The 15,275-nt window shown below is 70.6% G+C and carries 11 protein-coding genes; 3 read left to right on the top strand and 8 right to left on the bottom strand.

Going from position 1 to position 15,275, the window contains the following annotated elements; genetic code table 11:
• Positions 1–39: 39 nt before the first annotated feature.
• The 3 genes from ACFSL2_RS02240 to ACFSL2_RS02230 form a co-directional block, all read right to left on the bottom strand.
• Entirely contained in the window at positions 40–1,146 is a 1,107-nt protein-coding gene (locus ACFSL2_RS02240) for an acyltransferase family protein (RefSeq protein ID WP_377196268.1), read from the bottom strand.
• Positions 1,147–1,314: 168 nt separating this feature from the next.
• The gene (gene uvrA / locus ACFSL2_RS02235; RefSeq protein ID WP_377196267.1) at positions 1,315–4,260 is read right to left on the bottom strand and encodes an excinuclease ABC subunit UvrA; all 2,946 of its coding nucleotides are present in this window, start codon (positions 4,258–4,260) and stop codon (positions 1,315–1,317) included.
• Between the two features lie 83 nt (positions 4,261–4,343).
• Positions 4,344–7,169: a tetratricopeptide repeat protein gene (locus tag ACFSL2_RS02230; protein ID WP_377196266.1), complete on the bottom strand. Its 2,826-nt coding sequence runs from the start codon at positions 7,167–7,169 to the stop codon at positions 4,344–4,346.
• A gap of 243 nt (positions 7,170–7,412) precedes the next feature.
• On the opposite strand from ACFSL2_RS02230, the gene ACFSL2_RS02225 reads away from it, so the two are divergent.
• Complete coding sequence (locus ACFSL2_RS02225; RefSeq protein WP_377196265.1) at positions 7,413–7,649, top strand: hypothetical protein; 237 nt, start codon at positions 7,413–7,415, stop codon at positions 7,647–7,649.
• A gap of 70 nt (positions 7,650–7,719) precedes the next feature.
• On the opposite strand, the gene sthA is transcribed toward ACFSL2_RS02225, so the two are convergent.
• Entirely contained in the window at positions 7,720–9,138 is a 1,419-nt protein-coding gene (gene sthA, locus ACFSL2_RS02220; RefSeq protein ID WP_377196264.1) for a Si-specific NAD(P)(+) transhydrogenase, read from the bottom strand.
• 78 nt (positions 9,139–9,216) lie between these two features.
• On the opposite strand from sthA, the gene ACFSL2_RS02215 reads away from it, so the two are divergent.
• Positions 9,217–9,498 carry a YciI family protein gene (locus tag ACFSL2_RS02215; protein WP_377196263.1) on the top strand — a complete coding sequence of 94 codons (282 nt, stop codon included), beginning with the start codon at positions 9,217–9,219 and terminating at the stop codon, positions 9,496–9,498.
• Between the two features lie 139 nt (positions 9,499–9,637).
• Positions 9,638–10,504, top strand: coding sequence for a hypothetical protein (locus ACFSL2_RS02210; protein ID WP_377196262.1), 867 nt, complete (start codon positions 9,638–9,640; stop codon positions 10,502–10,504).
• Positions 10,505–10,621: 117 nt separating this feature from the next.
• On the opposite strand, the gene ACFSL2_RS02205 is transcribed toward ACFSL2_RS02210, so the two are convergent.
• The 4 genes from ACFSL2_RS02205 to pcp all read right to left on the bottom strand — a co-directional run bounded on the left by ACFSL2_RS02205 (position 10,622) and on the right by pcp (position 15,261).
• Positions 10,622–11,620, bottom strand: coding sequence for a TerC family protein (locus tag ACFSL2_RS02205; protein WP_377196261.1), 999 nt, complete (start codon positions 11,618–11,620; stop codon positions 10,622–10,624).
• 302 nt (positions 11,621–11,922) lie between these two features.
• Entirely contained in the window at positions 11,923–12,351 is a 429-nt protein-coding gene (locus ACFSL2_RS02200) for a VOC family protein (RefSeq protein ID WP_377196260.1), read from the bottom strand.
• Between the two features lie 60 nt (positions 12,352–12,411).
• On the bottom strand, positions 12,412–14,526 hold the full coding sequence (gene uvrB / locus ACFSL2_RS02195; RefSeq protein ID WP_377196259.1) for an excinuclease ABC subunit UvrB: 2,115 nt from the start codon (positions 14,524–14,526) through the stop codon (positions 12,412–12,414).
• A 48-nt stretch (positions 14,527–14,574) separates the two neighbouring features.
• The gene (gene pcp / locus ACFSL2_RS02190; protein WP_377200753.1) at positions 14,575–15,261 is read right to left on the bottom strand and encodes a pyroglutamyl-peptidase I; all 687 of its coding nucleotides are present in this window, start codon (positions 15,259–15,261) and stop codon (positions 14,575–14,577) included.
• Between the last annotated feature and the right edge of the window lie 14 nt (positions 15,262–15,275).

Here is a 15,275-nt window from a genome sequence, read left to right as displayed (position 1 = left end):
TCTCCTTCCCGTCGTGGTACATCGTGACAGGCGGCGGCGTCAGAGCACCCGGCGCGCGCCGGGGATGGCGCGTAGCCCTCGTGCCGCGGCCCAGCACGCAGGGAGCGCCGTGACCGCGAGCAGGGCGAACTTCGCGACGGCGGGCGCGTCGACCGGGGCGAGGACCAGCGCGAGCAGCACGACCACGGGCCCGTGGACGAAGTACACGGCGTAGGCGTTGTCGGCAAGGAAGCGCAGCGGTGGACCTTGCGCCGCGAACCAGGTGCGGAACAGGACGAGCGCAGCGGCGGTCAGACCGAGCGCCATGGCGACGGTCGCGGCGGCGACCACCAGCGACTGCCAGGACCCGCCGCCGGCGAAGGTATCCGGTGAGGTGATCACCACCGCCAGATACACCGCGACGCCGGCCACGGCGGCGGCAGCACCCGTCCAGGCGACCCGCACCGTGAGCGCGTCCAGCCAGCCTCGGCGCAGGGCCAGCGTGCCGAGCCAGAAGAACGTCACGTACAGCGGCAGGTGGTCGGGCGTGGGCAGGCCCACGACGGGCCAGGTGGTCTCGGTCGGCACCAGGATGCGCCACAGCCAGACCACGGTGGTCAGGCCCGCCGCGACGGCAAGGACCGTGCTCGTCCGGGGCAGTCCCTGCCCGACGACGGGGACCGGGGGCCTGGCCCGGCGCAGGTGCCGCCACCCAACGTAGAGGAGAGACATGACCAGGAGGGTCTCGACGAACCACATGTACTGCGGGGTGGCCACGTCCACCCACCACTGCAGGGGCGACGTCCCAGCGCCGGCCGGCGGGTAGTCGTGCAGGTTCATCAGCGGGTTCAGCACGACCAGGAACGCCAGCAGCGGGATCCCCAGACGACGCATCCGGTCCAGGGAGAACGCTCGCGCACCCTTGCGGTCGACCGACCCCGGTGCGAACAGGCCCGAGATCGCGAAGAACGCGCTCATGAACCACATCTGGTTCAGGACGAGGAACAGGAGGAGCAGGGCCGACGTCGGGCCGCGGCCCGGTTCGTGATACGGCCACACGGGCAGGGGGCTGTAGACGACGGCCGCGTGGTGCAGCACCACGAGAACGGTCAGCCAGAGACGGAGGTTGTCCACGTACGCCAGGCGGGGCGCGGCCGGTGTGCTCATGCATCCAGCGTCGCCCGGAGCAGGGCGGGGCGGAGCAGCCGCCGGGCCCACCGATCGGTGGATGTCCGGTCAGCCGATCGGTGAACGCCCGGTTCACCGATCGGCCGCCGCACGACAGCCGGTCCCACGTGACCGGACGGCAGTCCGGTCCACGCACGACGACGGGCCTCAGGCCGTGGCGCCCGCCTTGGCCTTCGTGGCCCGCTTGGCCGCCGGCTTGCGCTTGGCCGACCCGTTCGCCGCCGCGAGCACCGGGACCTCCCCCGCACGCTCGTGCCCGTCGAGGATCTCGGCAAGGTAGGTACCGGTGTGGCTCTCCGGGACCGCCGCGACGTCCTCGGGCGTGCCCTGCGCCACGACGTTCCCGCCGCCGCTGCCGCCCTCGGGACCCATGTCGATCACCCAGTCGGCGTTCTTGATCACGTCGAGGTTGTGCTCGATCACGATGACGGTGTTGCCCTTGTCCGCCAGCGACTGCAGCACACCCAGCAGGCGCCGGACGTCCTCGAAGTGCAGGCCCGTGGTCGGCTCGTCCAGCACGTAGGCCGAGCGTCCGGACGACCGCTTCTGCAGCTCCGCCGCGAGCTTGACGCGCTGCGCCTCACCGCCGGACAGCGTGGGTGCCGGCTGCCCGAGCCGCACGTAGCCGAGGCCGACGTCGACCAGTGTGGACAGGTGCCGCGAGATCGCGGGGAAGGCCTTGAAGAACTCGGCCGCCTCCTCGATCGGCATGTCCAGCACGTCGGCGACCGTCTTGCCCTTGAAGTGCACCTCGAGCGTCTCGCGGTTGTAGCGCGCGCCGTGGCACACCTCGCACGGCACGTAGACGTCCGGCAGGAAGTTCATCTCGATCTTGATGGTGCCGTCACCGGCGCACGCCTCGCAGCGCCCGCCCTTGACGTTGAACGAGAACCGGCCGGGGCCGTAGCCACGGACCTTCGCCTCCTCGGTCTCCGCGAAGATCTTGCGGATGCGGTCCCAGACGCCGGTGTACGTCGCGGGGTTCGAGCGCGGCGTGCGACCGATCGGACCCTGGTCGACGTGGACCACCTTGTCGAGCTCGTCCAGGCCCGTCACCCGCCGGTGTCGCCCGGCCACGCGCCGGGCACCGTTGAGCTGGTTGGCCATGACCGTGTACAGGATCGAGTTCACGAGGGTCGACTTGCCGGAGCCGGAGACCCCCGACACGACCGTCAGCACACCGAGCGGGAACGACACGTCGACGTCACGCAGGTTGTTCTCGTGCGCGCCGACCACCGTGACCTGGCGGCCCAGGTCGATCGCCCGCCGCTTGGCCGGTACCGGGATCGAGCGCCGCCCGGCCAGGTACGCGCCCGTCAGCGAGTCCTTCTGCTCCAGCAGGCCCGCATAGTCACCGGAGTGGATGACGTCGCCGCCGTGCTCGCCCGCGCCCGGACCGATGTCGACGATCCAGTCCGCCGCACGGATCGTGTCCTCGTCGTGCTCGACGACGATCAGCGTGTTGCCGAGGTCGCGCAGGCGCGTGAGCGTGTCGATGAGGCGCCGGTTGTCCCGCTGGTGCAGACCGATGGACGGCTCGTCGAGGACGTACAGCACGCCGACCAGCCCGGAACCGATCTGGGTGGCGAGCCGGATCCGCTGCGCCTCGCCGCCGGACAGCGTGCCCGCGGGGCGCTCCAGCGTGAGGTAGTGCAGTCCGACGTCGAGCAGGAAGCCGAGCCGCGCGTGGATCTCCTTGAGCACCTCGGCGGCGATCTGCGCCTCGCGTACACCGAGCTCGATGCCCTTGAGGAACTCGGCGGCCTCGCCCACGGGAAGGCGGCAGACGTCCGCGATGGACAGCCCGTCCACCTTGACCGCGAGCACCTCCGGCTTGAGCCGCGCACCGCCGCACGTGGGGCACGGGACCTCACGCATGTAGGCCTCGTACTTCTCCTTGGACCAGTCGGAGTCGGTCTCGCGGTGCCGGCGCTCCAGGAACGTGACGGCACCCTCGAACCCGGTCGAGTACTGCCGCTCGCGGCCCCACCGGTTCTTGTACTTGACGTGCACCTTGTGGTCCCGCCCGTGCAGGATCGCCTCGCGGGCGCGCTCGGGCAGCGCCCGCCACGGCACGTCCATGGAGAACTTCATCTCGTCGGCGAGCGCCGTGAGGACGCGCTCGAAGTACTCCGACGACGTCTGCGCCCACGGGGCGACGGCGCCACCACGCAGTGTCTGCTCGTCGTCCGGCACGATGAGGGCCGGGTCGACCTCCAGCCGGAAGCCGATGCCGGTGCACTCCGGGCACGCGCCGTAGGGGGCGTTGAACGAGAAGGTCCGTGGCTCGATCTCGTCGAGCGCGAGGGGGTGCTCGTTGGGGCAGGCCCGCTTCTCGGAGAACTTGCGGGTGCGCGCCAGGTCGTCGATGTCGGCGTCGACCAGGTCGATCATCACGAGGCCGTTCGCCAGTGTCAGCGCGGTCTCCACGGAGTCGGTGAGCCGACGCTGCACGCCCTCGCGCGACACGAGCCGGTCCACGACCACCTCGATGTCGTGCTTCAGCTTCTTCTCCAGCGCCGGCGGGTCGGTCAGCTGTACGACCTCGCCGTCGACCCGGGCGCGCGAGAAGCCCTTGGCCTGCAACTCCTTGAACAGGTCCGCGTACTCGCCCTTGCGTCCGCGGACCACGGGTGCCAGCACCTGGTACCGCGTGCCCTCGGCCAGCTCGAGGATCTGGTCCACGATCTGCTGCGGCGTCTGGGACTGCACCTTCTCGCCGCACACCGGGCAGTACTGGGTGCCCGCGCGTGCGAAGAGCAGACGCAGGTAGTCGTACACCTCGGTGATGGTGCCGACGGTGGAACGCGGGTTGCGGTTCGTCGACTTCTGGTCGATGGACACCGCGGGCGAGAGACCTTCGATGAAGTCGACGTCCGGCTTGTCCATCTGGCCCAGGAACTGCCGCGCGTACGCGGACAGGGACTCGACGTACCGGCGCTGCCCTTCGGCGAAGATCGTGTCGAACGCGAGCGACGACTTACCGGAGCCGGACAGCCCCGTGAACACGATGAGCCGGTCCCTGGGCAGATCCAGGGATACGTTCTTGAGGTTGTGCTCTCGGGCACCCGAGACGACGAGACGATTGCTCACACAGGCATCCTAGGGCGACCGACTGACATTCGCACGCCTGTTCTATGAGAGATCCTGACAGACTCGTCACAGCCGCCCGTCGGTCACCGCACGGCACGGCCGCCGGCCACGCCGGCCCGCCGCACGCGAGCCTGCAGGTCGAGGGCGCGCAGCAGGTCCTGCTCGTGGGCGTAGGACCCGTCGACGAGGCGGCGCCGCACGTCCACGACCTCTTGCGCGTACTCCGCCGCCGTGTCGAACGTCTCCAGATCGAGGTGGATCGACACCATGTTCGACAGCGCCGCCGCCAGGCCCGGCAGGTGGAGCTCGGGGCTCCGGCGGGCCAGGTCCCTGCGCACACGCACGGCCTCCGCGGTCGGCTCGACGCCCTCCTCCGAGCGCCCCGCGTCGATGAGGGCGGCCCCGAGGTTCAGGAGTGCGTCGGCCAGGTCCGGCTCGAAGCGGTCCGGGTCGCCCGCGGACAGGCGCCGCAGCTGGGTGACGGCCTCCTGGGTGGGCGCGACGGCGTCCGCCGCCCGGCCCAGCTCCGAGAAGAGCACCCCCAGGTTGGACAGCGACCGCGCCAGGTACTCCTCGCCGGGCTGCCCCTCCTCCGCCAGCCCACGCCGGATCGCCACCGCCTCCTGCTCCAGTGGCAGGGCCTCCTCCGGCTCGCCGGACCGGGAGTGCGTGACCGCGAGGTTCGAGAGCGAGGCCGCGAGCATCCGGCGGTAGCGGGTCGGGTTCTCCCGCACGAGCCGACGCCGCAGTAGCACGGCCTCCCGCTCGATGGCTATCGCCTCGTCCAGGTCGCCGAGCCGGGAACGCACCGCGCCGAGCGACGCGAGGGTGTACGCCAGGGTCCAGGTGTGCGTCGCGGGGTTCTCGCGCGTGAGCTCGCGCCGCAGGGCGACGGCCTCGCCGAGCGGCTCGATCGCCGACCGGTCCCGGCCGAGCGCGGCGTACGCGTTGCCGAGGTTCGTCAGCGCGAACCCGAGCAGCGGGCGGTGCCGCTGCTCGGCCTGCAGCACGAGCCTGCGGCTGAGCTCCACCGCCTCCTCCGCGCACGGGAGCGCTTCCGCCGGCCGGCTCTCGGTCAGCGCCACCGCGCGGTTGGAGAGCGTCTGCGCGAGCGAGACGCCCCACTGTCGCGGATCGCGCGCCACGAGCCTCCGCAGGATCGGGATGACCTCCGCGTTGCGCGCCTCGTGCTCCTGGGGCCGGCCGGTCTCGACCAGGCTGACCGTCAGGCTGATCAGGGTGCGGGCCAGCTCTGGCTCCACCCAGCTCTTGTCGCGCTCGGGAGCCGTACGGCACAGCTCGAGCGACTCCAGCTGCAGCGTCAGTGCCTTCTGTGTGAGACCGGCCCCCCAGTGCGCGGTGCTCAGCGTGTTGATCGCGTCGATCAACGCCGTGCGATACCGGTCCGGGTCCCCTGCTGCCAGGCGCCGCCAGGCCGCGACCGCGTCGTCGAGGGTGTCGAGCGCCTCCGCCAGCCGGCCGGCGTCCCGCAGCGCGGTGCCGAGGTCGACCTGCGCCTCGGCCCGGCCCGCCGGGTCCCGCGCCACCGCGACCGCCTGTGTGCCCCGGTCGACGTCGTCGACGGTCCCGCCGAGCAGGCTGCGCTGCTTGAGCAGGAACATCGTCCGCAGGGCACGCGGGTCGTCGCCGCAGGAGTCGGCGCCGCGCCGCAGGAGCTCGCCCGCCAGCACGGTGGCTCCGGGCATCTCGCCCAGCTCGACCTCCAGGCGGCGGGCGACCCGCACGACGCGCAGCGCCACCTTTCGGGACAGGCCCCACGTGCAGGAACCCACGAGGGCGACCGACCGGCCGAGCCGGTCCACGACGAGCAGGTCACCGACCCGGTCGTGCCCGGCGGCGCTCGTCCCGAGCCCCACCTCCGAGCCCTGCAGCCCGAGCAGCCAGCGTGCACCCGCGCGACCGGGCAGGCCCGGGACCACCCGGCGCAGCACGTCGCGTGCGCTCGCGACGTCGTCCGCGCCGAGCAGGCATGCCGCCGCCACCACGTCCTGGACCTCGTCGAGGGTCAGGTCGAGCCCGGCCTCCCGCGCCGACCAGGCCCACGAGCTCGCCGCGACGTCGAGCAGCGCGCGCACCGGGTTCGGCTCCGTCGCCGGGACCGGGGTGCCCGCCGCCTCGAGGGCGGCCAGGGCCGCGGCCGCGTGCAGGTCGACCACCCGGGTGGCACCGGCCGGCTCCGGCCTGCGCACGCCGGCCAGCCCAGGGTTCGCCACACCGAGGCGTTCGGCGAACGCCGCGACCGCGGCGTCCAGGACGGCATCGTCCGGGAGGCCTGGCGCGAGCGGCAGGCCCAGTGCTGTCTGCGTCGCGTCGCCGCGCTCGAGCTGCGCCCACAGCGTCGAACCCCAGCGCAGACGGCGCAGCCACTCCCCCGCGACCCGGGCGAGCAGCAGGACGCGGGTACGTCCCCGCGCCGGGCGGCCCACGGCGTCGAGCATCGCGCCCAGGCCGAGCCGGGTCGCGGCGTTGTCCACGACGAAGAGCACGTCGCCGTCGGGCCGCCCGCGGATCGCCGCGACCTCGCGGCCACGCGGCACGGGCACGACGCTCCAGCCGGACCGGCCCATCCGGCCGCCGAACTCGTGCGCGAGGCGAGTCTTGCCGAAGCCGGCGGGAGCGATGACGAGACGCAGGCTGATCGGCGCGGAGCTCTCGGCCCAGGCGCGCAGCTCGTCGAGCTCCTGCTCGCGGCCGAGGAACGGCACGACGGCCTGTGCGGGGTCGAGCAGGGTGGTCGGGCACCGGACGCCGTCCTGCGGCGGCTCGGCCGGAGCAACGGCGAGCGGGCCGCGGCGTACCGCCGTGCGGGCGGCCCGGACCGCGGCGGCCAACCGGGTCGACACCTCCGAGACCACCACGGTGTGCCAGTCAACCGGACGAACGTCCAACACTGCAAGGGGAACGAGCAGACTGATTCACCCCGATAACAAAGCGGGGTGGTCAGCACCACCGGTTCGCGACCGCCCTCAGCACCGAAGAACGCCGTCATGACGCCGTTTCGGCCCCCGGCCCGGTCGAACTGGAACCGACAATCGAGGCAAAGGTTGCATACCGCCCCGGATAGCGACATCCTTCCCTCGGCCGGGTGAAAGACCGGCCGCTCCACGACCGCACGGACGAAAGGCAGGCACGTGAGCCTGAATCTCAACAAGCTCGTCGACAAGGCGTACAACGACCAGAGCATCGCCGCGATCCTGGCGGCCCCGCCGTCGGCGCTGCTCGGCCTCACGCCGAAGCACGACGAGATGCTCGCCGAGCTCAAGATCAAGACGATCGAGGATCTGGGCAACTGGCAGCACGCGGTCCACGCGCAGGCGCTCGTGACGCTCGCCGACGCCGAGGTGCCCTCGGTGGACGGGGACAAGTGAGCCCGACGGGCTCGTCGCGGTAGACGAAGGACGGCGTCCGCCCACCTCGCGGTGGGCGGGCGCCGTTCCGTCAGAGGTCGAAGCGCGCCACGTCCCGCATCTTGTTGGTCGCGTCCAGGGCGGCGACCTTGTAGGCCTCCGAGAGCGTCGGATAGTTGAACACGGTGTCGACCAGGTGGTCCACGGTTCCGCCGGTGGTCATGATCGCCTGCCCGATGTGGATGATCTCGGTGGCCCCCGTCCCGAACACGTGGACGCCCAGCACCTTGCGGTCCTCGGTCGAGACGAGCAGCTTGAGCATCCCGTAGGAGTCGCCCACGATCTGCCCGCGGGCCAGCTCGCGGTACCGCGCGATCCCGACCTCGTACGGGATGCCCGCCTTGGTGAGCTGGCCTTCCGTGTCACCGCAGTAGGAGATCTCCGGGATGGTGTAGATCCCGATCGGCTGCAGCTCCAGGACCGACGAGACCGGCTCACCGAAGGCGTGGTAGGCCGCGAGCCGCCCCTGCTCCTGCGACGTCGCCGCGAGCGCCGGAAAACCGATCACGTCGCCGACGGCGTAGATGTGCTCGACGGCGGTGCGGAACTGCTTGTCGACCTGGAGCCGCCCGCGCTTGTCCGCCGCGAGGCCGGCGGCGGCGAGGTCGAGGCCGTCGGTGGAGCCCTGCCGGCCGGCGGAGTAGAGCACGCAGTCGGCCGGGACCCGCTTGCCGGAGGCCAGCGTGGTGACCGTCCCGTCGCTGCCCGTGTCCACGGACTCGACGGTCTCGCCCAGGCGGAAGGTGACCGACAGGTCGCGCAGCTGGAACTTGAGCGCCTCGACCACCTCGGAGTCGCAGAAGTCGAGGATCTTCTCGCGCGCCTCGACGACGGTGACCCGCGTGCCGAGCGCCGCGAAGACCGACGCGTACTCGATGCCGATCACGCCGGCGCCGACCACGACCATCGTCCGGGGCACCTCGGTCATCTCGAGGATGCCGTCGGAGTCGACGACGCGGACGTCGTCGAAGGCGATGTTCGCGGGGCGCGCGGGATGTGTGCCCACGGCGATGACCACCTTGTCGGCGCTCAGCCGGCGGACGACGTCGCCCTCGGGGTCCGTCACCTCGATGTCGTGCGGGCCGGCGAACCGGGCGGCGCCCAGCACGGTCTCGACCTGGTTGCGGGCGAGCTGGCTGCGCACCACCTCGACCTCGCGGCCGATGACGTGCTGCAGCCGGGCGAGCAGGTCCTGGACGGTGATGCGCTCCTTGAGCCGGTAGCTGGAGCCGTACACGTCCCGCATCTGGAGCCCGGTGAGGTACAGGGCGGCCTCGCGCAGCGTCTTGGACGGGATGGTGCCGGTGTGGAGGCTCACCCCGCCGACATGGTCGCGCCGTTCGACCACCGCCACCCGCTTGCCCAGCTTGGCGGCGCCGATCGCGGCCTTCTGGCCGCCGGGGCCGGAGCCGATCACGATGAGGTCGAAGTGGTTCTCAAGCGCATCCATGGTCCGAGTCTGCCGGTGCGAGCGCCCCCTGACGAACCACTTCATCAAGAATTAACCGGTCGTGGCAGGCTGACGCCCATGAGCACCTACGCCGTGAGCTACACCTACACCGACGACGTGGCGACCCGGGACGAGGTCCGCCCCAGCCACCGTGACTTCCTGCGCGACCTCAACGCCCAGGGCGTCGTCCGCGCCTCCGGCCCGGTCGACGGCGGAACCGGCGCCCTGGTCATCGTCGAGGCCGAGTCGGCCGACGCCGCCCTGGCGATCCTGGACGCCGACCCGTTCACCGTGCGCGGCGTGATCGCCGAGCGCGGGGTGCGGCAGTGGGACGTGGTGATCGGGGGGCTCGCGGAGTAGAGGACGGCAAAAATTCACCCCATACCAGGTCATGCAGATAGTTTTACGCAATAGTCACGTTCAGGGCATGGCGTGGGGCGTCCCGTGGTGCACATGATGCCAGTTCCAGTACGGCTGACTACGTTCGGGGAGGCACTGCATGACCTCTGTCGACAGCACCACGGTGGCCTATGAAGAGATCGGCCCGCACATCTGTGTGAAGCCCCCGTACTACGCGCTCGACGACCTGGCCAGCCCCGCTCCGGGGCTGGCCAGTGCCACTGTCCCGGTCCAGACGCCGACCGGGCGCCAGGCCACTCTGATCAACGTGGCGGAGGCCGGGCGGCACCTGGCCATCCTGGGCCTCTGCGCGGCCGCGACGACCAATCCGAGCACCAGGCAGCACTACTACCTCGCCCACCGCGGCGTCGGGCGGATGTACCCGCCCGCCGGTTCCCTGAGCACGCTCCGTGCCACGGCGAGCTCCCGGATGAAGGGCCGCCACCGTGCGGTCGCCGAGACCGAGCTGCGCGACGCCGACGGGAATCTCGTGGCCCGGCTCGACCTCGAGTACCTCGTCCTGTCCGTGCCCGTGTTCCGACGTCTGATGGGCACCGCCGGGGAGCCCGACGCGACCGAACCTGCCAATCCGTACAGCTCGGCGGCCCCGCTCGTCGACGTCGCCGCCGACCCCCACAGCGCCACCGCCAAGCTGGCGGTGGAGTCCGCCCTGTGCCGGGGGCACTTCGACGGCTACCCGGCGCTCCCCGTGTCCGTCGCGGGCTACGCCACGTTCGCGCTCTTCGACCACGTCCTGGATGCCGCCGCCGGACCCGACGCCCGGTGGCAGGCCGGCGTCTACCGGCTGCAGGCCGATCATCTCGCCGCGGCGGGCCAGACCTGCACCGTGGACGTGGAACCTTCGGATCCCGCCGAGCCGGAGGCGCACGACCAGGCCTTCACCGGCACGCTCCGGTCCGGCGACCGGAACATCTTCTCCATCCAGCTGGACTACACCATCGTCTGACCACCGGCGACCGCGATCGCCGGCGACGGCACCCCGACGCAGAACGGGCCGACGGCCGCGCCACCTCGGTGGACGCGGCCGTCGGCCTGCTGTACGTCGGTCGGCTCCGTCAGGCCGTCACTTGGCGGCCTCCACGCGGTCGTCGTGCGCCGACTTGATGAGGCTCGCCACCGTGCCGACCACGAGCGAGACGACGATCACGGTGAGCGACAGCCAGATCGGGATCTCGGGCGCCCAGTGGAAGCCGTGGCCACCGTTGATCCAGGAGATCGAGTTGGTGTGCAGCGCCTCGAGGATCAGCTTGATGCCGATGAAGCCGAGGATCGCCGAGAGCGCGTAGGGCAGGTACACCAGCCGGTCGAGCAGGCCGCCCAGCAGGAAGTAGAGCTGGCGCAGCCCCATCAGCGCGAACAGGTTGGTGCTGAACACGATGAACGGGTCCTTCGTGATGCCGAAGATCGCCGGGATGGAGTCCACGGCGAACAGGACATCCGTCGAGCCGATCGCCAGGAACACGATGATCATCGGTGTGAAGAGCCTGCGCCCGTCGACGGTCGTCCGCAGCTTGGCACCGTCGTACTGGTGGTGCAGTGGCAGGACCCGCCGCATCGCCCGGATGAGGGCGTTCTCCTTGTAGTCGTCGTGCTCCTCGGGCTTCTCCGGGATCGCCTGCTGGATCGCCGTGTAGATCAGGAACGCACCGAAGATGTAGAAGAGCCAGGTGAACTGCTCGATCAGAGCCGCGCCCGCGAGGATGAACGCGGCACGGAAGATCAGCGCCATGATGATGCCGACCATGAGGACCCGCTGCTGCTGCTCACGCGGGACCGCGAACCGGGCCATGATGATGACGAACACGAACAGGTTGTCGACGCTCAGGGAGTACTCCATGAGCCAGCCGGCGTAGAACTCCGCGGCCGGAGTGACGCCGCCGACACCCCAGACGACCACACCGAAGATCACTGCGAGCCCCACGTAGAAGCTCACCCAGATGGCGCTCTCCTTCATGGAGGGGATGTGCGGGCGGCGCCCGACGATGAGGAGATCGGCCACCAGCAGGACGATCATCGCGCCGAGTGCGACAGCCTCAAAGGTCACGGGTAGTTCGTGGACCATTGTTTCCTTCCGGAACAGGGAGGAACGCGCGACCGCATCGAGCCTCCGGTGTGTACAGCAGGGCACCGGAGGTCTTCCTCGCTCGCCCGTGCATCAGCCTGGCCGAAACCAGACGTCGACGCACTACGAGCCGGCCAGGCCGAGCTGGCGTCATCGGCAGCTGTGATGACGACCAAGCCGTTTCGAGGTACTCCCCTCCAACGGAGGGAAGCATACGGGACGCCACGTTTGTTCCCGAACATGACGTATGCCACCACCCGCCGCGCCATCCCACGATGCGGCAGTGGTTCCAGACCCGGCCGTCACTGCAGGCAGAACTCGTTCCCCTCCGGGTCCTGCATCACGACCCAGAACTCGCCCAGCTCGCTGCTCTCGGTGACGAGGGTCGCGCCGAGGGCCGACACCCGGTCCGCCTCGGCGCGGATCTTGGCGGCTCGTTCCGCACCCCGCAGGCCCTCGCTCACGTTCACGTCCAGGTGCACCCGGTTCTTGGCCGACTTGGGCTCCGGCACCTTCTGGAGATAGATGCGCGGTCCGACGCCGTCCGGGTCGCTCACGGCGTTCCGGTCGTTCCATCGTTCCTCGGGCAGGCCCCAGGCGGTCAGTGCCTCCTCCCACGTGGCGAACCCCTCGGGGGGCGCGTCGCGCACATAGCCCAACACCGCGCACCAGAACTCGCCGAGCGCCCGCGGGTCGGCCGCGTCGAAGGTCACCTGAAACGTCGTTGCCATGTTCGTGCTCCTGGTTCGTGCTCCTGGTTCGTGGTCCCGGCGGCACGACCACCGCCGGGGCTACGCCGTCGCCGCCTGCATCTGCCGCAGCTCCTTCTTGAGCCCCGATATCTCGTCCCGCAGCCGCGCCGCCACCTCGAACTGCAGCTCCCCGGCCGCGACGTGCATCTGGTCGGTCAGCTCCTGGATGAGCTCTGCCAGCTCGCTCGCCGCCACACCGGCCAGCCGGTTGCCGGACGTGGCGCCTTCCTTCGGCGCCCCCGGCACCGGTGCGCCCGCCCGGCCCTCGCCCTTGGCCTTGCGGTTCCGGTACCCGCCCGCCAGCAGCTCCTGGGTGTCGAGGTCCTCCCGGGCGAGCATGTCGGTGACGTCGGCGATCTTCTTGCGCAGCGGCCGCGGGTCGAGGCCCCGCTCGGTGTTGTAGGCGACCTGCTTCTCACGGCGGCGGGTGGTCTCGTCGATCGCCATGCGCATGGCCGGGGTGATCTTGTCCGCGTACATGTGAACCTGCCCCGAGACGTTACGGGCCGCACGGCCGATGGTCTGGATGAGGGACCGTCCGGAGCGCAGGAACCCCTCCTTGTCGGCGTCGAGGATGGCCACCAGCGACACCTCGGGCAGGTCCAGGCCCTCACGCAGCAGGTTGATACCGACGAGCACGTCGTACTCGCCGAGCCGCAGCTCGCGCAGCAGCTCGACCCGGCGCAGCGTGTCCACGTCGGAGTGCAGGTAGCGCACCCGCACGTTCCGCTCCAGGAAGTAGTCGGTCAGGTCCTCAGCCATCTTCTTGGTCAGCGTGGTCACCAGCACGCGCTCGTTGCGGTCGACGCGGTCGCGGATCTCCCCGAGCAGGTCGTCGATCTGCCCGGTCGTCGGCTTCACGACGATCTCGGGGTCGATCAGCCCGGTGGGTCGGATCACCTGCTCCACGACACCGTCCGACAGCGAGCGCTCGTAGTCGCCCGGCGTGGCCGACAGGTACACCGTCTGCCCGATGCGCTCGGTGAACTCCTCCCACTTCAGCGGCCGGTTGTCCATGGCGCTCGGCAGCCGGAAGCCGTGGTCGACGAGCGCGCGCTTGCGGGAGGCATCGCCCTCGTACATGGCGCCGATCTGGGGCACCGTCTGGTGGGACTCGTCGATGACGAGCACGAAGTCCTCGGGGAAGTAGTCGAGCAGCGTGTTGGGCGCGGTGCCCGGCTCGCGGCCGTCGATGTGCATCGAGTAGTTCTCGATACCGCTGCACGTGCCGATCGAGCGCATCATCTCGATGTCGTACGTGGTGCGCATGCGCAGCCGCTGGGCCTCCAGGAGCTTGCCCTGCTTCTCCAGCTCGGACAGCCGCTCCTCCAGCTCCTTCTCGATGCCGCCGATGGCGCGTTCCATGCGCTCGGGACCAGCCACGTAGTGTGTGGCCGGGAACACGTAGATCGACTGCTCGTTGCGCACCACGTCGCCGGTGAGCGGGTGCAGCGTCTGGATGGACTCGATCTCGTCACCGAACATCTCGATCCGGATCGCCAGCTCCTCGTACACCGGGATGATCTCCACGGTGTCGCCGCGCACCCGGAACGTGCCGCGCGTGAACGACATGTCGTTGCGTGTGTACTGCATGGTCACGAACTGGCGCAGCAGCTGGTCGCGCTCCACGACGTCGCCCACGTCGAGCCGGACCATGCGGTCCACGTACTCCTGTGGCGTGCCCAGGCCGTAGATGCACGAGACCGACGCGACCACGATGACGTCGCGGCGCGTCAGCAGCGACGACGTCGCCGAGTGCCGCAGCCGCTCCACCTCGTCGTTGATCGAGGAGTCCTTCTCGATATAGGTGTCCGACTGCGCGATGTACGCCTCGGGCTGGTAGTAGTCGTAGTACGACACGAAGTACTCGACCGCATTGTTCGGCAGCAGCTCCCGGAACTCCGTGGCGAGCTGCGCGGCGAGCGTCTTGTTGGGGGCCATGACGAGGGTCGGTCGCTGCAGCTTCTCGACGAGCCACGCGGTCGTCGCCGACTTGCCGGTACCGGTGGCGCCGAGCAGCACCACGTCCTTCTCGCCCGCCTGGACGCGTTCGGTCAGCTCGGCGATCGCCGCCGGCTGGTCACCTGCCGGTTCGTATTCGGAGATGACCTCGAAAGGGGCCACCGTGCGCTGCAGATCGGTCACGGGTCGCATGTGTCTACGGTACGACCGACCACTGACACTCCCCCACGAGGGATCTCGTCAGTGCAGCGTGCCCGCGGCCTCGGCCGCCTCGACGAGCTCACCACGGGCCGCGGCGAGCGCCGTGCGCACCACGATCTCCAGGGCGCGGGCGAGCGCCTCGAGCGGGAGGTGCGGTTCGCCGCCGTCGGCCAGGGCGGACGCCGCTGCCTCTCCCCCGACCTCTTCCGTGGTGCGCGGCACGTGCACGAAGCCCGACAGCACGTCCGGCCGCTCCGCCAAGGCGTGCTGGAGGGCGTAGAAGCTGGCGTTGCACACGTACGTCCCGGCGCTGTAGGTGACGCCGGCGGGGACACCCGCCGCACGAACGGCCGCGGCGGCGGCCTTGACCGGCAGGGTCGCGAACCGGGCGGCGGGGCCGCCGTCGGCCACGGGGGCGTCGACCGGCTGGGCTCCCCCGTTGTCAGGGATCCGGGCGTCCATGAGGTTGATCGCCACCCGCTCGACCCGCACCTGGGTGACGCCGTCGGCGAGGCCCACGGCGACCACGACGTCGGGCGCATGGTCGTCGAGCAGCCGCAGCAGCGGGCCGTCCGGCGAGCGCACCCGGTCGAACTCGACGGGAAGAACCGCCGTGACGAGCTCCTCGGGACCCGCCCACCGGGCGGCGAGGGCCTCGACCGCCTCCGCGGACGAGTTCACGGCGTCGCCGCCGAACGGCTCGAACCCTGTGACCAAGACCTTCATCACGCACGCTCCTC

Source organism: Promicromonospora aerolata, from assembly GCF_042682255.1.
In the GTDB taxonomy this organism is placed as follows: domain Bacteria; phylum Actinomycetota; class Actinomycetes; order Actinomycetales; family Cellulomonadaceae; genus Promicromonospora; species Promicromonospora aerolata.
This window is presented reverse-complemented; position numbering and strand designations above follow the sequence as displayed.